General features: G+C 58.0%; 8 protein-coding genes. All 8 read right to left on the bottom strand.

Going from position 1 to position 19,911, the window contains the following annotated elements; genetic code table 11:
- Nucleotides 1-4,172 (bottom strand): InlB B-repeat-containing protein (locus LBK75_03730; GenBank protein ID MDR1157403.1); only part of this gene is annotated, 4,172 nt, incomplete at its 3' end.
- 21 nt (nt 4,173-4,193) lie between these two features.
- Nucleotides 4,194-5,738 (bottom strand): xylulokinase, encoded by a 1,545-nt coding sequence (gene xylB, locus LBK75_03725; GenBank protein ID MDR1157402.1) that lies wholly within the window; start codon nt 5,736-5,738, stop codon nt 4,194-4,196.
- Between the two features lie 92 nt (nt 5,739-5,830).
- On the bottom strand, nt 5,831-10,633 hold the full coding sequence (locus LBK75_03720; GenBank protein MDR1157401.1) for a family 43 glycosylhydrolase: 4,803 nt from the start codon (nt 10,631-10,633) through the stop codon (nt 5,831-5,833).
- Nucleotides 10,634-10,753: 120 nt separating this feature from the next.
- A complete protein-coding gene (locus LBK75_03715; protein ID MDR1157400.1) occupies nt 10,754-14,707 on the bottom strand; it encodes a family 43 glycosylhydrolase in 3,954 nt (1,317 codons plus the stop codon).
- A gap of 147 nt (nt 14,708-14,854) precedes the next feature.
- Nucleotides 14,855-16,174 (bottom strand): xylose isomerase, encoded by a 1,320-nt coding sequence (xylA, locus tag LBK75_03710; GenBank protein ID MDR1157399.1) that lies wholly within the window; start codon nt 16,172-16,174, stop codon nt 14,855-14,857.
- A gap of 19 nt (nt 16,175-16,193) precedes the next feature.
- On the bottom strand, nt 16,194-17,393 hold the full coding sequence (locus LBK75_03705) for a sugar ABC transporter permease (GenBank protein ID MDR1157398.1): 1,200 nt from the start codon (nt 17,391-17,393) through the stop codon (nt 16,194-16,196).
- Nucleotides 17,394-18,929, bottom strand: coding sequence for a sugar ABC transporter ATP-binding protein (locus LBK75_03700; protein MDR1157397.1), 1,536 nt, complete (start codon nt 18,927-18,929; stop codon nt 17,394-17,396).
- Nucleotides 18,930-19,143: 214 nt separating this feature from the next.
- On the bottom strand, nt 19,144-19,911 hold a 768-nt coding region (locus LBK75_03695; protein ID MDR1157396.1), incomplete at its 5' end, for a sugar-binding protein.

The following is a 19,911-nucleotide window of genomic DNA, read 5'->3' as shown; positions in this document are numbered from 1 at the left end:
TCGTAACCAGAGACGGACGTGGCGTCCGGGAACGCGCTCAGGTCACCCTGCGCGCTCACGTCGTACTGCTTGTACTGCGCGTACCGGTAGAGGATCGTGGCCACCTGCTCACGCGTCACTTGACGCAGCGGCGCAAACAGGCCGCCGCCCACGCCGTTCACAACGTCGTGCTCCACCGCCCAGGCCACCGCCTGCGCGTAGTAGGCGCCCGCCTCCACATCGTCAAACGCCGCCGCCGCGGGGGCGGGGGAGCCCTCGATCCGCCACAGCACCGTGACGATCATACCGCGCTCGGTCCGGATGTCCGGCGAGAATTTACTCGCGGAGGTGCCGTTCATCCAGCCGGCCTTGTAGGCATATTCAATGTCCTCATACGCCCAGTGCCCGCCGACGTCCGTAAACGGCGTCTCGCTTAGCGTCCGTCCGCCGTCCACTTGGCCGTACAGCCACGCGGTAACCGGGGAACCGCCCCCACCGCCGCCGGCGACGGTCCACTTTGCGAAGAGCGTGACGTCAGCCGTCACCGTGTCGCTCGCGAAATTCCACGGGGTCGTCAGCGCGGCCTCTTTGTACCAGCCGGCAAAGGTGCTGCCCGCCTTCGTGGGGACGGGCGACGGCGCGTCGATCGTCGCGCCTCTCTCCACACCCGGGAGCGGCGGGACGTCAGTGCCGCCCTGTGTGTCGAAGGTCACGGTGTAGGTGGGGACGTCCGCCTCCGTCAGCGTGACTTCGTCGATATACCACGGCACATCCTCGGAAAGCGTGAAGAGGAGCTTCACCGCGTCAAAGTCCACGGAAGGCGGGTTGTACACAAACATGCCGGTGAGCTGCCGCCAATCCACATTGTTGATCCCCGCGCGCGAGGCGATTTCCTGGGAAAATACGAGTGTTTCGCCGTCATAGAACCGGAGAATGGCCTTGGCGGTTCCGCCGTTCACAAGGCCGGAATCATACGCGCTGGCCTTGCTGTAAGCGGGAAACGCCGGTATGACGAAGGCGTTCAGCTTGCACGCGGCACCGGCCTGCGGAAGGGTTTGCAAGCTGGCTTCCGGTCCCTTGCCCTCGCCACCCGCGGTCACGGAGAGCGAACGGCCGCGGTAGTAGAGGTTGTTGACGGACGCGAGCGTCACATCACGGCCTGTCCAGCCGTCCGTGTTGTTGTTCGTTGTGCCGAGGCCGTTGACGACGAGGTTCGACACGTCCGAGGCGGGCGTCGCGTCGAAGGTGAATTGGTCCAGATAGACCTCGCCCTCCCCGCTGTACACGAGGTAGAAATCTTTGAATCCATAGGCGCCCAAGTCGCCCGTGTCGATCTGCGCGTAATACGCCGTCGCGCTCGCCGAAGGCGTCAGCAGGAAGACGCCGACCACCCGGCCCGCTTGGTCGTCGATGCGCACCTCAAGCTTGCCGGCCGCGTCGGTTCTGCCGGCGGCCTTCATGCGCAGCACGTGTACGTTCGCGCTGGGGACGCCGGTGCCGTCCGCGAAGTTGAAGTTTGCATATTTGACATAGCCGCCGTCGGAGAGGCTGACCCCGCCCGCCGCGGCCGAAGCCCCGGCCTGGCCGTCGTTGTCCTCGGCCTCCAAAATGGTGAACACGTCGCGCGCGTTCATGCCGGGCAGGTTGGCGGCGCCCTTGTCGTTCACGAAGGTCGTGATGGACAGAGCGGGCAGATTCACCAGGAACACCCCGCCGCCTGTCGCATCAATGGGATCCAGCCTGCGCATGTTCTCCCTGTCCGATGTCCGGTACGGGATGATCCTGGCCGCGCTGCCGCCATAATTTTTCAGATCGATGGCGACAGTGTGATCCACGCTGTCCTCATTCAGCGCGACGATGGAGAAGTCTTTTCCGTCGGCGCTCCTGTATGCGGTAACGTTGGCGCCCTTGAACGGCGTCCTGTCGGCGCCGACGCGCACATCGCCGGGGTGTATGAAGCGCGAGAACTGCGCGACGGCGTAGTAGCGCTTATAGATGCGAAGCTGGCCCGTCAGCGTCGGCAGCGTCCCCTGGCCGGAACCGGCGTTCAGCATGTTGATCCAGCGCGCGGTGTCGTTGGTAACGCCGGCCGAACCCGTGCCGTTCCACAGTATGTATGAGGAGAAGCCCGGATTGCTGGCGAACTCGTTGGCGATGCGCCTGGCCCAGAACAGGCCGTTCACCATGCTGAAGTTGTCCACAGCGCCCTGCTCGTTGTAGGCGGGGAACTGCTGGCCGATCTCCGTCATCCAGATGTCCTTGTCCCTGTATTTGTTCATGAACGCCGGGTACACCGGGTCGTCGTCGCTCGCCACCCTCGGTTCGTAGAGGAAGTGGTCGTTCTCGTACATGTGGGTGGTAAACACCGACACCATGTCCGCGATCTCGTCCTTGGCCATCATACCGCCGTAACCGGGTCTGTCCGGGGTGCCCAGATCCACGGGGCTTGTGGAGCGGTCGATGCGGGTGGCCTCGGGCGCGGCCACACCCATGACGGGCGCGACGGCGGCGGCGCCCGTGCCGGCGCCGCTGGGCGCCGCGCCGAATTTGCCGTCGTATATATACTGCTGGATCGTCGGTTTCAGGTATGTGAGCAGGAAGCGCTCGTAGTCGTCGCCGCGTATCACCATCGCGGAGTAGCCGTGGTCGATCTCGGGTTCGTTGGTCGGGCTCACGGCGTAGATGGGGATGCCGTAGTAGGCGTACATGCCCCAGGCCCACTCGCACAGGTACGTCGCGAAGTCCGCGTAGTAGGCATCGTCCAGCAGCGGGTAGGTGGTCTTGGGCTGGCCGTTCGGATTGTCCGGGGTGTCGTTGCGGACGCCCAGATTGGTCTTCATCCAGTAGGGCGGGGACCAGACCGCGCCGTAAACCTTGAGGCCCGGGTTCACCTCCAGGGCTTTCTGGATGTACCAGATTTGGTTGGCGTCGAACTTGTCCTTCTGTGCCGCCCAATCCGCCTTTTTCCAGATGATGTTGTCTGCACCGGGCTCGGGCCAGCAAGTATCGTTCGGCCCGTCGTAGTATCGGTTGCCCCATTCGTACTTCTCGCCGGTGGCCGGATTGATATCCGGGGCCGTGACGCCGCCGTCGCCGATGATGGCGCGGAAAACCTCCAGCTTCGCGCCCGTCTCGTCGTCAACGGCGAAATGCAAGGCCCGTATGGCGGGGTTGTCCGCGTCCGCGACGCCCAGTTGCTGGAATTTTTTGTAAACTTGTAGGTAGCCGGACGTCTTGTTGAACGCTAGGGCGTTGCCCAGGCCCGCCATCGTCTGGTGGTCGTCGTCGAAGTCCACGGTCACTGCGTTCGAGTAGGCGGGGTTTTCGTCCACCCACACGTCATAGAGATCCACGCCTTCATATTTGACGGCCACGTAGTCGCTCGTATCGGTGCCGGGCCGGTATTTCAGCTCCAGCACGCGCCCAGGCGATGTGGACCAGCCCGCGAAGACCTTGCCCTCCAGCGCGGTGCCCGGCACGATATTCTGTACACGGACATTGCCGCCGTTCGGGTTTTCGGTCGTCGTGGGGGAGGGGGGGACGCCGGGGCCCCCGTTGGTCTTCACCCCGGGGAGCAGGTGGTAGGTCACGGTCCACGGGGTTATGCCATCCTGCGCCCATTTGGCGTGGAGGGTGAGGTCGCCATTCACCCTGTCGCCGTCAAAGTCCCACGCCGCCCGGAAGGACGAGTCCCTGTACCAGCCCACGAAGGTATAGCCCGCGCAGCTCAGGGCGCCGGGATTCGCGACGGGGCCGCCGGCGACCACCGTCTGATCCGGGGGAGCGGGGACGTTCGCTATCTTGGTGCGGAACTTCACTGTGTAGGAGACCTTTTCCTCCTCCCACATCGCGTAAAGATCCAAGCCGTTCGCGCTCACGACGACCTGCTTGCCGGGCGCGTACCACTCGTTCGCGACGCCGCTCTCAAGCGGGCTCCAGCCGGCAAAGCGCTTGCCGGCCGGCGGCGTCACGCTGCCCCCGCCTTCACCGGGGCCCAGTATGGTCGCGCGGTAGGGGGCTGTGTCATATACCGCAGCGTCCGCCGGCGCGGTTCCCGTGCCGCCGTTTATATGGTAAACGATTGTGCGCGGCGACGCGGCCCGCGCCTGCAAGCCGCTTGTCGGCACGAGCGCCAGCACCAGCGCGGCGGCGAGCATCCACGCCAGCCACTTCGATTTTCCCATGATTTTCATCCTGTGTTTGCCTCCTCCTTTTTATTTGCTGTTTTCCTGCAACGAACTCAAAGTCTCAAAATCGCCGCGCAAATTGACATACAGCTTTTTATACAGATCAAAATATCCTTTGTATCTCATTCGATTGGCCTCTATCGGGTCGCTCAACTTTTCCCTGATCACAATCCGCTCGCAGGCTTCCCCGACGGAACCGTACAGCCCGGCGGCGACCGCGCCCAGAATCGCCGCGCCGAGGGCCGGCCCTTCCTCATGCCGCACGGAACTCATTGTGCAACCCAGCGTATCGGCCAATATCTGCCGCCACAGGCGGCTGCGTCCGCCGCCGCCGCAGATCATCATGTCCTCGGCGGCGACGCCCATCTCGGCAAAAACGTCCAGGCATTCCCATTGGGAATACGCGACGCCCTCCATGATGGCGCGTATCATGTGCGCGGCGCCGTGTATCGCGGACAGCCCGAAAAATACGCCTCTGCAGAGAGCGTCGGGGTGCGGCGCCCGTTCGCCCATCAAATAGGGAAGAAACAGCAGACCCCGCGCGCCTATCCCGACTTCCTCCGCAAGCCCGCCCATAACGTCGTAAACATCCACACCCAGCTTCTCGGCCGCAAGCACTTCTTTGAGACAAAAATTGTCGCGGAACCATGTAAGCGACAGCCCCGCGGCCTGGGTACAGCTCATCACCGTCCAGCCGCCCGGCACGGACGCGCACAGCGTGTTGACCCGGCCGTCCAAATCGATGGATACTTTGTCCGTGACCGCGTAAATGACGCCGGATGAGCCGATTGTCATAAAGGCGGAACCGGGTTTCACCACGCCCATGCCGACAGCCGCCGCCGCGTTGTCGCCCGCCCCTCCGGCCACGACGGTCCCGGCGCAAAGCCCGGTTGCTGCGGCGGCTTTCGCGCTGACGACGCCGGCCCGATCTGGAGATTCGTATATCTGGGGGAGCAAGCTCCCATCTATTTCCAATTTGTTGAGAACCTCCGACGACCAGGTACGTTTGGGGACATCCATCAGCTGCATGCCCGACGCGTCGGACACATCGGTCATGAATTCGCCGGTAAGCCTATACCGTATGTAGTCTTTGGGGAGCAGTATATGCGCGCATTTTTCGTAGATTTCGGGCTCATTTTTACGAACCCACAAGATCTTTGACGCCGTAAAACCCGTGAGCGCGGGGTTGGCGGTGATCTCAATCAGGCGCCGCCGGCCTATCAAAGCGGTCATCTCTTCACATTCACGCGCCGTTCTCTGGTCACACCAGATGATCGCCCGCCTGAGCGGGTTTCCGTTTGCATCCAGCATGACGAGTCCGTGCATCTGCCCCGACAGCCCAACCGCTTTGATGTCCGCCGGGGCGATCCTGCTTTCAGAGATCAGACCGGCCACACTTTTTTGCACCGCATCCCACCAATCCAGCGGATCTTGCTCGGCCCAGCCGTTTTGTGGCTGATAAAGGGGATATTCTTCCGTCTTTGAACGCACCGCTTTGCCGCTTTGTGTGAACAATACGGCCTTTGTGCCGGACGTGCCTATATCGATTCCAAGACAGTACAGTTCCGTCATTTTTATGATCATCCCTTATCGGTGCAGCAGACTTCCCGCAAGTCCCAAAAACAGCTCTCACGCGGGAAGTCTGCTGCACAACTGATTTTCGTTTACTTGAGCGTCAATGCTTTCTCCTGCGGCACGTAGTCAGCGTCCCATACAAACGCTTTCGCGGAGGCGGCGGCTTCGTCACGGCTGACAGACAGAACGTCCGGGCTGTCCTGCGGCGCCTTGACGATGGATATCAATCTGCCGTCAGCCGCATATTGGGCTATGAGCAGCGTTCTGCCTTCTTCCACACCTTCGGCCGAGATATACCTGGCTCCGTACGCGGCGTCGGTGGAGATGTCGGTGAGAAGCCCGCTCATCCCCGGCGGGGGCACGTTGTCGTTAAAGAGGATGACTTCCACGTAAGCCAGGTTCAATTTGCCGCGGCCGCCGCTGTCCTGCGCGGACGTCAGACGTATCGTGTTCACCGGACCGGGGTTCAGTTTTTGCGTCGTCCAGGTGATCTCGCTGAAGAACGAACGCCCGCCTGTCTTTGGGAAGTTGATGTGGTTGTACTCTTTGCCGTTTATATGGAGCTGCAGCCTCGGCAGATCGTCCGGCGTGGCGTAGTGGAACACGAGCATGGCACGGTTTCCGCCGTTTCCGCCGCCATCTATGTTGTTGAGGGTCACCGCAGAGCCGGCCACATTGAATCCGGTGATGACTTTGTGGTCATAGCCGGCGGAGGCGTCGGCGGAAAGCACGGCGGAGCCGCCCAAAACCACGTCGCCCATGCTGACCGTCTGGTTTGGCTCAGGGCGCGTATAGTCCGGGCCGTTCTGCGCCGGGCCGTCAAACGACTTGCTTCTGCGAACAATGGAGCCGTCTGGCATAAACTCCAGCTCGTCTATGCAGACGGAACGGAGCGTGCCGGACTTGGAAAGATCCTGCGTGTGGTAAACCCAGTACCATTTTTCTTTGAACGCCACCACGGAACCGTGAGACGTGTCGCACCCGGTCGGGTTGAAGAACGCGCCCTTGTATTCCCACGGGCCCATCGGCGTCGGGCCTGTGCAATAGTTGAATTTGTCCCCGGCAAAGCCCGTGCTGGCATCGCTTCCGCCCGGATAGATGAGATAGTACAAATCATCCTTCTGAAAGACGGACGGTCCTTCGTGGTAGGCCGGCGTGATGCTGTTGTCAATCCTCGTCCAGCTGCCGGGCACGATGGTGACCATGTCGTCCATCAGCTTCGCCTCATAATGCTGCTGGCTGCCACCAATATAGAGGTACGCCTGGCCGTCAAAAATACGGACCGCCGGATCGATGATGCCGGTGCCGTTTCTGCTGCCGTCGGCATGGACAAAGTTGTCGCCGGCGCCATAGATGTATCCGGACCAATCGACGCCGTATGTCTCTTTCGTATAGGTTTCTTCGGGCGGGATAGGCGCAAAATCCCTGTCCGGATATTTGCTGCGGTAAACGCCGGTCTGCCAGGTGCTGCCCCAGTTGGCGGTGTTGGTTGGCGCCGGGAAATAGAAGTAGTAGTAGCCGGTTTCTTCGTTGTAGGCGCAGTCCGGCGCCCACATGAACGATCTCTCCATGCCGTTTGCGTTCGGCGCCGGCCGTGTCTGCCAGGCCAGATCGCTGGAGCGGAGGATTTCGCCCTCGTCAACCCAGTCGATCATATTCTCCGTCGAGTAGACATGGTATTGATCCATGAAGTCGCAGCCCGACGCCGGGTATCTGTCATGGGACGGATATAAATACAGTTTGTTGGGGTTTGTCGGCCACACGTGCGCTTCGGGGTCGGCCGTGAAAATGCTCTTGATGATCGGATTGTTCGGCTGACTATAGGGCTCGTCGGCCTCCGCCGGATCAACGGAGCCGGGGATCGTCGCGTCAAGGACGTCAATGTAGTCGTAATCGATCCACGCGTTCCCGCCATTGGAGGCGCGCGGATTCGTCGGACTGGAGACATATATGTAGTTTGTGCCGCCGCGCAAGTCGACGAACAGGGACGTTGTGCCCGACGCGTTCAGCCAGGCGCGAACCGTCGTGGAATCATTGGCTTTCACCGCCACGCTGTCTTGATTGTCTGCGGTCACGGAGCTGTTATAGGCCAGAACAATCTCGGCGATGCCTGTCGTTTCACGTTCAACCGCAATCCGCACGCTGCCTGTATTGGTAAATGTGGCGTTGATGCCGCTGAGCGCGGCATATGCGGTGAACCCGCCCGCGCCCTGTCCCTGCGAGAACCCGGCATTTTCAAGGACGGCGCCGTTGGTGATCAGTCCGTTTTCGGCTTCGTAACGGGTGTAGGAGGCGCCGACCGGCTTTAAGACAACCATTTTCCTCTCGGAAAGTGTCACGGGCAGTACGACCGTCTCCGTCTCGTAGCCCTCTTTGGAAACGGTGTATCGGTAGAACCCTTCCTCGACGCTGAATGTCCTGCCGCCCTCTTCTTTCGGGGCTATCGCCGTTCCATCGAGCTTTGAAACAACGACGGCGGCGTCATACGGGCGGACGCTGAACGTGATATCGTAATTCTTTACGCCCGCCGGCTGAGGCTTCAGCGTCAGCACAAGTCTGCCGAAATTGATTTCGCCGGCTTGGAAGCGCACATATAGATCCTGTACGCCGCCGCTGTGAGCCGCCACGGGATTGAAAACGGCCTCTCCGGAGTTTGTAAAATTCGCGTTGCCCCATCCTCCGGTATTGGCGTTGCTTGTCGTAAACGAGCCTATCTGCGTCGCCTGGTCGATGCCTGTCGATCCGGACGGCGCGACAAGAAGATGGAACGTGGCCGCGCCGCTGCCGCTGCGCGCCCAGTTCAGCGAGGCTGTTTCTATGCCGCCCAGCAGATTCGTGTTCCCAAACTTGATCCATGCTGGATTTCTGATCCAGCCGACATAGCCGCTGCCTTCCACTTCCATGTCGCGGTTTGATGAGTTCGGGCCGTTGGCGTGGTCTGTACCCACCCCGCGCAGTGTCAGCGCGCTTGACGGCAGTTCGGAGAACGTGATGGTCTTGGATACCGCCGCGGCTTCGCCGACTTCAACCGCGCCAAGCTGGGTTACATACAGGGGCGAACGGGCCACAAAATAATACGTGCCGGCCGGAACCGCGTAAGAAAAACCGCCGACAGGCGTTTGGGCAACGCCATCCGCGCTTTGCAGTGCGATCACCGTATCGGCCGCCGCCGCCTCGGGTTCTACCTTGAACGTGACGTCGGCCAGCGATGTGTCGATGGCAAATTGCAGTTTGTTCAGCTGACAGATCTCCTGCGTCGTATTCCCCGTGGCGTTCAGGAACTCCAAGTAAATGCCTTTTTTGCCCGTCAGATTCTGGACGACGCCCTCCACGGTGTGTTCTTCGCCATTGGACCCTGTCAATGCGATGGTGCCGATCAGGGTTTTGGGCTGTTCCGGATCGCTGAATTTCTGTTTCGGGTCGCTTGCATAGACATTGACGGTGCCGGCGCGGCTCTCTTTTACGCTTAGGACGAGCGTAAGCTTGCCCGCGTCAATGCCGTCGCCAAAATCGAAATACTTGTAACCCACCCAGGAGCGATGCCTGATGTTCTGCACGGGATACCAATCGGCCCGCTCGGCGTCCGGATCAAAATTGTAGACGCTGGGCTGGCTGTAGAAATTGGGGGCCGTACTGCCGCTTGCCGGATACAGATAGCAAGCATACCCGGCATATTGCTCTTGGAACGGATTGAGCCCGTCTGTCTCAAATCCCTGCGAGGTCATTTCGACCTGGTCGATCACCGGCACCCCGTCTTCGAAACGGAGGTCAAAGGGTTCCGCCATGGCTTGCCTTTTGCTGCTGATGTTGGTGTCGCGGTGGTAGACTTGGTACCACTGGCCGTTGACTTTCACCATGCCGCCGTGGACATTTCCTCCCGTGAAGGTATACGTCTCGCCGGTCTCATACGGGTTCGCGATCCGTTCGCCTCTGTTGTCTACGACCACGCCGCCAAATGTCCACGGAGACCCCAGCGCCGGATCCCCATAGGGGTTGTCGCTGTATGCCCAGCCGATTTCGCTGATGTTTGTCGTCGCGGTTTGGCTCGTTCGAACCGCCCGGCAGTACGCCAGAAGGTATGTGTCATTGACTTTCCGTATGGACGATCCCTCGAACATATAAAACGGCGCGTTCCAATCCGGCATGGTGTTCAGGGGCGCCTGCTCCGCCATGCCAAACGGGGCATGTGTCGTTCCCGGAAGGATCGTAGCCATATCGTCGGGATCTAACTCGCACGCGTACAGATTGCGCGTCTCCTCCGGCGTCCAATACAAATAGACGCGCGATTTGCCGTCCTCATTCTTGACATCATCCACCAGAACCGCCGGATCGAAAGCAAGCGTGACAAACTTGGGATTCCCAAACGGGCCGGCCGGATGATCGCTCGTAAGAACAAACATCGGGTGCCTCCGCCGATTGAGCGGCGACGGCGGATCCGGATTGGTATGCCACATGCCGTCCACAAACACATACATGTAATACTTTTTGTTTTCCGGGTGGTAGACCACGTCAGGGGCATATAACATCACTCTGAGATTGGCATCCACATCTACGATAAGCTGTTTCGTGACGCCGTCCCTGTCGACATAATTCATGCCGTTTAACTGATCGACATGAAACGCTTCGCCCTCGTAGCGCCACTGATTCGGGTCCTCCACAGGGGCGGACCACACGACATGATCGGGTCCGCAATAGCCGCTGACGCGGGAATCATGCGAACCGTAAACATACAAGCGTTCCTTGCCGGTCTCCGGTTCCACAAAGACACGGGGCTCACCGTCCGGAACGCGCTCCCACAGCGGGAGGAACGGATTGGCTGCAAACGCACTCACAGGAAAACTGCTTATGAGCAGCACCACCGCCAAAAGCACGGCTTTGATTTTCCCTCTCATGTTTCTCTTCCTTTCAAACCACATCATGCCCCATGGGATGATTCAGGTGTCAGAAGCCTCGGCCTTCGCCGGATGTGCTTCTGACACCTGAACCACTGTATGTTACACCGTTTTATCTGCTCACTGCGAGTTGGGCGCATGGCCCAACTCGTATTCGTCATGCATCGTGATTTCCGTGAAATCGCAATTGGCGGTCGGTACATATGTGGCCGGATCCCAAGCGAACGTCTTTACCTCGCTGCCTTCGAATTCCTTCAGATCCACATCAAACACCGTCGTCTTTGCGCGTTTCGGAGAGGCCGTTACATCGTCCGTTCCCACGTACGCCAGTCTGCCATTCTCATCATAAACAGCGAGAATCAGCTTCGTGTCAATGGCGGCGGTCTCTTTTGCCTCGTAGTTGATCACGCTGGCATGGTTTCCGGACCTTCTGACCTCGAGACCTGTGGGCTCCTCTTCATCCAGCGGGATGACTTCGATGTAGTTGAGCCTGATGCTGCCGCCGATTTGGCTGCTGGAAGCGGCGCCGGAGCCACCCAGGACGATCGTATTGAGGCCGGCCTGAAGCTTTCTGGGGGTAAACTCCATGTCTGAGAAGAACGACTTTCCGCCGGTCCTCGGGAAGTTGATCGTGTTGTGATCCACATTGTTTACCGTCAGGTTCAGCTTCGGCATATCGCTTGTCGTCGCGTAATGGAATCTGAGCCTGGCTCTCTGGGCTTTTTCGAGATTGAATGTCAATGTGACCGCGGTGTCGGCGCTGGCGCCGCCGCCCACATTGTTCAGGATCCAGCCGCCGTTGCCCGCCGCCGTGTCCTTGTTCTTTGTAATGCCGGAACCCCAAATCACGTTGTCGTTCGCCGTCTCGGACGGGCCGTACTTGACGCCTGTCGGCTTCTCGTACGCCACGTCGTCCAACCCCGGAACACCCTCGAAGGTTCTGGTGAACCTGACGATCGCGCCCTTGGTTCCGTCGTCAAACGTGAGCGCATCGTCGAACACCAATTTGTCCATGCAGACGCTCCTGGTCTGGTCCGAGGAGTTTGGAAGCATGTTGCCCGTGTGGTAAACCCAATAATACTCGCCTTTGAATTCCACCACAGAACCGTGGGACGTCGTCGTGCCGTGCGGGTTAAAGAATACGCCTCTGTACGTCCATGGGCCCAGCGGTCCTGTCGCCGTGGCATAGTGGAATGAGTCGCCGCCCAAACCGCCTACCGATCCGATGCCGCCCGGATAAATAAGGTAATATATTCCATTTCTTCTGAAGGCGGACGGACCTTCGTGATAGCTGGGCAGCCGTTGATACGCGCCCGGATCTCCCTGATTGTTGGCGGTCGTCCGGTTGTCCGTCGACACAAGCGTGAGCTTGCCGCCGACGACTGTCACCATGTCGGATTTCAATTCGCCCTGCCACAATGTCTGCGAGGCGCCGTTGTACATATAGATTCTGTCGTCGTAAACGCGCACGCAGACGTCGTACATATTGGAATAACCGTCGGTGGAGCCGGAATCACGGATATAGCCCGACCACTCCTTGCCGGGGTTTGCTTGCACGTCGCTGGCGGGAATCTGCTCGAAGTCCCTGTCGGGGTATATGCTCCTGACGACGCTGGTCTCCCATGTGGACATGGAGTTGTACGTACCGGTGACTGGGTTGTAGAAATAATAATACCCGTCATAATAGGCGGCGTCCGGAGCCCACATGAACGTGGACGCATTTACCCCGGTGCCCTTAGACGCCCAGCTGCCAAGATCGGCGCGGCGCAGAATCTCGCCTTCATCTTCGAAGTTGGTCAGGTCATAGGTTGAAAACACATGGTACATGTCCATGCGGTCGCACCCGGCCTGCGGATAGCGGTCGTGCGACGGATAAAGCATGAGTTTGCCTGTGTTGGTCGGCCACACGTGCGCTTCCGGGTCCGCTGTGTATATGCTCTTTATCACCGGATTTTTCGTCCAGACATAGGGTTCATCCATCTCGCTTGGATCTACCGAGCCTGCCGTTGTGAGAGACCAGACGTCGACGCAGTCCAAAACAAAACCGGCCGGCACGGCGCTGATGCGGATTGAATTGTTCCCATCCGTCACATCCATATAGACGACAATCGTGCCGCTGGCATCCAAAGCGACCGTTTTGGGCGTCTCGTTGTTGGCTTTTACATTGATATAACCCGATGTAACGCCAGCGTAGCGTATTTTGACCTCGGCAATTCCGGAGTATTCACTTGCTATGTCACTAAATGTGGCCCAGTTGTCGGCCGCAGCGCCGAGAGCGATCGCCTGCTCTCCGGAATATTGGGCGCTATTTTGGATGGTTGAACCGGGGCGGTTGGCAGATGTGATGTCTTCCGCTTCAAAGCGGTTATTCACGCCGCCCGAAGGGGGGAGAACCACATAAATCTTCTTCGATTTATCTACCATAAACACCTGATTCACCCTGGCTATGTGGCCGTCCGCCGTCGCGCTGTACTTGTAGAACCCCATCTCAAGGTTGTACGTTTTTCCGTCCGCCTGGGGCTGATATGTGGTGCCGCCATCCATACTTGTCACGCTGACCGCCGTGTCATAGGGCCTTGCGGCGATGGCGATGTCGTACGCTTGCGCCGGGGCAGATGTGGCGGATTTCAAATTCAGGACCACACGGCTGAGGTTGAAGTCGCCGCCGCCACACCTGACATAGACGTCGCTGAGCCCTGTCTGTATCGGGTCGGCGATGTCCCCCTCTGCGGGATACCTGGCGGTTATGCCTGGGGCCCCCCATCCGGTCGAGCCGGCGACTGCGGCAATACTTTGAACCCCAAGGCTTTGCGCAGCATCGGGGATCGCTTTGTTCGGCGAGATGCCGGTCGGCGTGCTGCCGGTCGGCGCGACGTACAGGTCAAGGCTATAATTTCCAACGTTTCCGCTCGCGAGATTCGACTCCCAAGACGTTATGCCGCCCTTCAGGTCAACGTTGCTCCATTTGAACCAGGTGCCCGTGCTGATGAACTCAATATAGCTGCCATTTGACCAGCTCGGCGTACCGTTGGTATTGGTAGTATTGATGTCATTCCAAGCACTGCCGAGGAGATTCAGTGTGTCCTGAGGAGAAGCCGGTTTAGGCCACATCAGGAGATTTTTGATCAGCGGCGCGGCGGCCGTGTGTGCGCCCGTGACATCCACCGTGCCAATCTTCGCATTGTAACCCGCCGCATTCACAGTATATCCGTACGTTCCGGGCGCCACATTGTCAAATGACATGCCGTCGGCAGTCGGTGTGAGCGTCGCGCCGGTGGCGAGGTTTTGCAGAGTCGCCGCTGCCGAAGCCACCGGAGCGGCATTAAACACCACGTTCCCTTGATAGGGCCCGTCCGGAGCGGAAGGCTCCCCTTTAAGCGTCAGCGACAAGCGAAGAAATTGGCTGTCTGCGTTCGGGAAAATATAGTATACGTCGCATATCCCGTCGAGCTGCGAGTCTGCTATGGTCGCCCAAGACGGGTCTTCGGCGGGGGCGTTATAATTGTTGGTATTGGCATGGATAAATGGAGGATTTTGACCGGCGATGCTGGCCGACGGGTATCTGACCCAGCGCGCAGTCCAGTTGGTTGCGAGTCCGGTCGCGGTAAGCCTTCCCAAAGAAACAGCAGCGGCAAGGCCTTCGCCAGGCTTTGATATACGCACATCAAACGTCCTGCTCGTGCCGTTTGACGCTATACACAGTTTATAGCTTGCGACCCCGCCTTTCAGATCAACGTTGGACCATTTGATCCAACCGCCGTTGCCATTGGCATATGTTGTGCCCGGCTCATTATTTTCGACGGCGATTGCGGAGTTTCCACCATAATCAAAGTTCCACTCCGCACCGGCTGCGGGGGGCGCGATGTTCGCATTGCCGGTCCGCACACATCTCAGCGTTACTGTCTCCGCAATCCTGGTCCCATCGTCCATGGTGACGTTGGTGGCATCGACAATAACCCCCGTGCCCGGCGTCACTTCCGCAAAAACCATGGGTGCGTAGATAACTGTGAGCGAACACAGCATGGCCAGCGCTAAAAACATGCTTATGAGCCCGTTGACTTTGGCTTTTTTCATAACTATCAACCAATCCTTTCTTTCACTCTCAACCTCTTAGCCTCTGCGTTTGGCGGGAATAGCACACGATCCTCACACCGCTTCCTCGATCACCTCGACCTTCTTACCTCTTTTGAATATCTCCTCGATCTCCTTTTGTCCGATAGCCTATTGCCCAAGCATGACGCTGTTTAATATACTTTCTAAATACTCTTGCCGTCCGCTTGTATTGGTTGTCACTTCTCCAAGAGAAAGTGCGTATTCCTCAAGCTGGGCGAGCGTCGCCTTGCCCGATACGATGTCGGCGCCTACGCCTGACCGGTAGCTCGCGTACCTGTCGCGGACGAACGCGTCAAGCCTGCCGTCCGCCATGATCTTATCAGCCGCCCGAAGGCCCACCGCAAAAGCGTCCATGCCGGCTATGTAAGACAGGAAAATGTCTTCGTGTGTAAACGACCCGCGGCGCGCCTTGGCGTCAAAATTGAGACCGCCGTTTGTAAAACCGCCCTCCTGCAGCACTTCCAGCATACACAGCGTCGTGTCGTAAACGTTGGTTGGGAATTGGTCGGTATCCCAGCCCAAAAGCGTATCCCCCTGGTTGGCGTCTATAGAGCCAAACATATCGTTTACGCGCGCGATGCGCAGCTCATGCTGGAACGTGTGCCCGGCCAGCGTCGCGTGATTGGCTTCTATGTTCAACTTGAAGTCTTTGTGAAGGCCGTAAGCGCGCAGGAAATTGGCCGCGGTCGCCGCATCGAAGTCGTACTGATGCTTTGTTGGCTCTTTCGGTTTTGGTTCAATGTAGAAATCGCCCGCAAAGCCCAAAGACCGGGCGTAAGAGACGGCCATACGCATTAAATTCGCCATATTCTCAAGCTCGAAAGCGACGTCGGTATTCAGAAGTGTTTCGTACCCTTCGCGCCCGCCCCAGAAGACATACCCTGTACCGCCAAGCCGCACGGTGATCTCGATCGCCTTTTTGATCTGAGCGGCGGCGAACGCGAAAACGTCCGCGTTGGGCGCCGTGCCCGCGCCATGCATGTACCGCGGATGCCCAAACAGATTCGCGGTGCCCCAGAGCAGTTTCTTCCCGTGTTCTTTCATCAGGGACTCTATGAGGTCCGTTATCTCGTCAATGCGCGAATTTGTCTCACTGAGCGAAGCGCCTTCGGGGGCGATGTCGCGATCGTGAAAACAGAAGTAGTCAATGCCGAGCTTGTCCATCAACTCGAACCCCGCATACGCTTTTTGTTTATAAATATCCATGGGCGATTCGCCGCCGAATGCTTTGTCAGCCGTACCCACGCCAAACATGTCAGTGCCGTTGCCGCAAAGCGTATGCCAATACGACATGGCAAATTTCAGGTGCTCGCGCATGGTTTTGCCCTGGATACGTTCCTCCGGATCATAAAATTTAAATGACAGCGGGTTGGCGCCGGATGGTCCCTCATAAGGTATCTGGGGAATCGTTTGAAAAATCTCCACCATCTTTCTCCTTTCACGTGTGTTATGATGTGCGTCCGCGCTTCTTCGAGATCACGTCAAACGCCACAGCAATCAGCAGAACCGTGCCTTTTATCGGCATCTGCCAATTTTGATCCACATGCATGAGCGACATGCCGTTGTTCAGCACGCCCATGAAGATGGCCCCGATGAGCGTCCCAAAGACGGTACCTGTCCCGCCGTATGCCGATGCCCCGCCGATGTAGCATGACGCGATCGCGTCCATTTCATACTGGTTTCCCAGTGCGGGAAAGGCGGACGAGAAGCGTCCCACACATACCAGCGCCGTGAACGCAGATAAAAACCCCATGTTCGCATAGGATATAAATAGTATCTTATTTGTGTTAACGCCAGAGAGTTTCGCGGCCTTTTCGTTGCCGCCGAGCGCGTAAAGATGCCGCCCCGGCACTGTACGCGCCGTATAGTATCTGTACGCGCCCACGATAACTGTGAGCATAATCAGCACCACTGGAACACCCTTGTACTGACCCAAGAAATAGAAAACGCCGAGAACAACCGCGCAAACAAGCACACATTTGCCAATCAGCGTCGCCGTATCCTCAACGGCATAGTTTTTCTTTTTCCTGGTATATCTGCCCACCAGTTGCATGGCGACAAAAATGACGCATACAGCCGCCGCCACGGCCATTGTAATCGTGCTTACAAGCTCCTTGTTGTCCGTCACAGGCAGAAAGCCGCTGAAAATAGCCAGATAATTCTCAGGGAACGGGGATATTGTCAATCCGTCAAGGATGATCCATGCCGCTCCGCGCCATAGCATCATCCCCGCCAGCGTCACGATAAACGCCGGTATACGGACGTACGCGATCCAAAATCCATGCCAGGCCCCCACGGCAAGGCCAACGAGCAGGCACAAAAAGGCCGAGACATAGAGATTCATCCCGAGGGTGACAATCATCTGCCCTGCTATCGCCCCCACAAACACGACGACCGCGCCTACGGACAGGTCGATGTTGCCGCCCGACAATATGCACAGGAGCATACCGGTCGCCAGTATGACGACATACGCGTTCTGGCTGATCAGGTTTGAAATATTGGACGGAATGAATAATGTGCCGTTCCCCGTCGCGCGCAGCAGCATCTCAAACAGCACGATAACAAGTATCAACGCCAAAAACATCGTGTTCTTTTTAGCGATACCGGCTAATTTTGACGCGGTTTTAGCCCTTCCGAAATCAGACATTTAATCTAACTCCTTTATTGATTGGAGTATACGGGACATGATCGTTTCCTGCGTAGCTTCACTTCTGTCAAATTCGCCGACGACGCGCCCTTCGTTCATGACGTATATACGGTCGCACATCCCCAGGATTTCCGGCATCTCCGACGATATGAACAGCACCGACTTGCCTTCGGCCACCAGATCGTTTATGATACAGTAAATCTCGTATTTTGCGCCGACGTCGATTCCGCGCGTCGGTTCGTCGAGGATCAGTATCTCAGGCTCCGCGAACATCCATTTGCCCACCAGCGCCTTTTGCTGATTGCCGCCCGAAAGGTTGCCGATGAACTGTTCTATGCCTGCGCATTTGACGCGCAGCTTATCTTTGTATTCATTGGCCGCCGCCGCTTCCAAGTCAGGGTCGATCACCTGCCGGCGGCTGACTTTCCCCATCTTGGCAAGCGTGATGTTTTCGCGCAATGACGCATCGAGGATAAGTCCGTTCCCTTTTCTATCCTCGGTCACATACGCCAGTTTGGCGTCTATCGCGGCTTTCGCACTGGTCAGGCGCGTTTCTTTGCCATTGATGAGGAGTTTCCCTTTTATATCCACACCATAACTGTGCCCAAACACACTCATCGCCAACTCTGTGCGTCCGGCGCCCATAAGCCCGCTTATCCCCACGACTTCGCCCTCGCGTACATTCATGCTGACGTCGTCGCACACCTTGCGCTCGGTATATTGCGGGTGACAGACGGTCCAGTCTTTTATCTCAAACCGGATATCGCCTATGTTTCGGCGGCGTTTCGGGAAACGGTCGGTTATTTCGCGCCCGACCATGCTTTTGACGATACGCGCCTCACTGATCTCATCAACGCCTTTGACAAGCGTCTCAATCGTCGCGCCGTCGCGGATGATTGTAATCTTGTCGGCAATGCCCGAAATTTCACTGAGCTTGTGGGATATGATAATCGACGTTACACCCTTGCTTTTCAACTCTTTTATCAGCTCAAGCAGTTTCTGCGAATCCGATTCGTTCAGAGAGGCTGTTGGTTCGTCGAGTATCAGCAGCCTCACTTTTTTTGCGAGGGCTTTGGCAATTTCCACAAGCTGCTGTTTGCCAACGCTGATATCGCTGATGAGCGTCTGGGAAGATTCATGGAGCCCGACAATCTTCAGCAATTCATCGGCTTTGTGGAACGTTTGATCCCAGTCAATACTGAAAGCCGAGCCGTTTTCATTGCCAAGGAACATGTTTTCGCCAATGGTAAGATAGGGCACAAGCGCCAGTTCCTGATGGATGATGACGATTCCCATACGCTCGCTGTCTTTGATGCCGCCGAACTGGCAGGCCTCGCCTTTGAAGATGATGTCGCCCTCATATGTACCGTGCGGATAGACCCCACTGATGACGTTCATAAGCGTCGACTTGCCCGCGCCATTTTCGCCGACAAGCGCGTGAATCTCACCTTCCCTGACTGTCAGGTTCACATTGTCCAAGGCGCGCACGCCTGGGAAGGTTTTCACAATGTCTTTCATTTCCAGGATTTCCTGCATATGAACCTCCCGGCCGCATCAATGCCTTACGCAACCTCTTAAGAAAACACCCCGCCGCAGCGCGCGGCGGGGTGTTTTCCCCGGCTCGCTTCACTCGCATCTTTGTATCGCCCCGAGGGGCGTGAAATTAGACCCGGTGAGACGTATAAACCAGCCCAGGACAACCTTTTTCCTGGAAGAGCGTTTGCACGGCTAAATCTGCGTAATTAAACCTTTATTGGCTGATTTTGTCGTCCAGCGGGAACGTCCCGAGCGGGCCGCCGACATCTTCCCACTGGTAATAGCCGCTCTCGACAAGCTTGCCGATGTCACTGACCGTGTAGGCGACAGGGTCGCAGAGGAACGACGGGATAATGCCCGTGCCGTTGTCATACGTGGACGTGTCGTTGATCGTGACCGTTACGCCTCTTTGAATCTCCTGCACCATCTTCACGACGGCGGCCGCGAGCGTGCGCGTGTCTTTAAACACCGACATGGACTGAAGCCCGCTACGCATGTTGATGACCGAAGCCTTGTCACAGTCCTGGCCGGAGACAACTGGGAAATTGTCAGCGGTGTAGCCCGCCCCTTTCAGCGCGTTGGAAATGCCCTGACCCACCGAGTCGTTGGAGGAATAGACCGCCGCCAGCGGGGTGCCGCCCGGTTTGTAATTGTACTGGGAGAGAAGGTTCTCCATGCGCTCCTGGGCTTCCTCGGTGCTCCAGTTCAGCGTGGCGCACTGGGCTTCTTCCGTCTGGCCGGACTTGACGACGAGTTTGCCGCTCTCTATATACGGCCTCAGCACGTCCATTGCCCCGCCAAAGAAGAAATGTATGTTGTTGTCGTCGGGAGAACCCGTGAAGAGCTCGACGTTGAACGGGCCTGTTTCCGTGTCAAGCCCCAGGGCGTCGCGGATATACGTGCCCTGAAGCGTGCCGACTTTGTAATTGTCGAACGTGGCGTAGTATGTGACCGCGTCGGTCTTCATGATAAGACGGTCATA

The sequence above is a fragment of the Oscillospiraceae bacterium genome (assembly GCA_031265355.1).
GTDB lineage: Bacteria > Bacillota > Clostridia > Oscillospirales > UBA929 > JAIRTA01.
The sequence above is the reverse complement of the archived record's forward strand: the minus strand, read 5'-3'. Positions and strand labels throughout refer to the sequence as shown.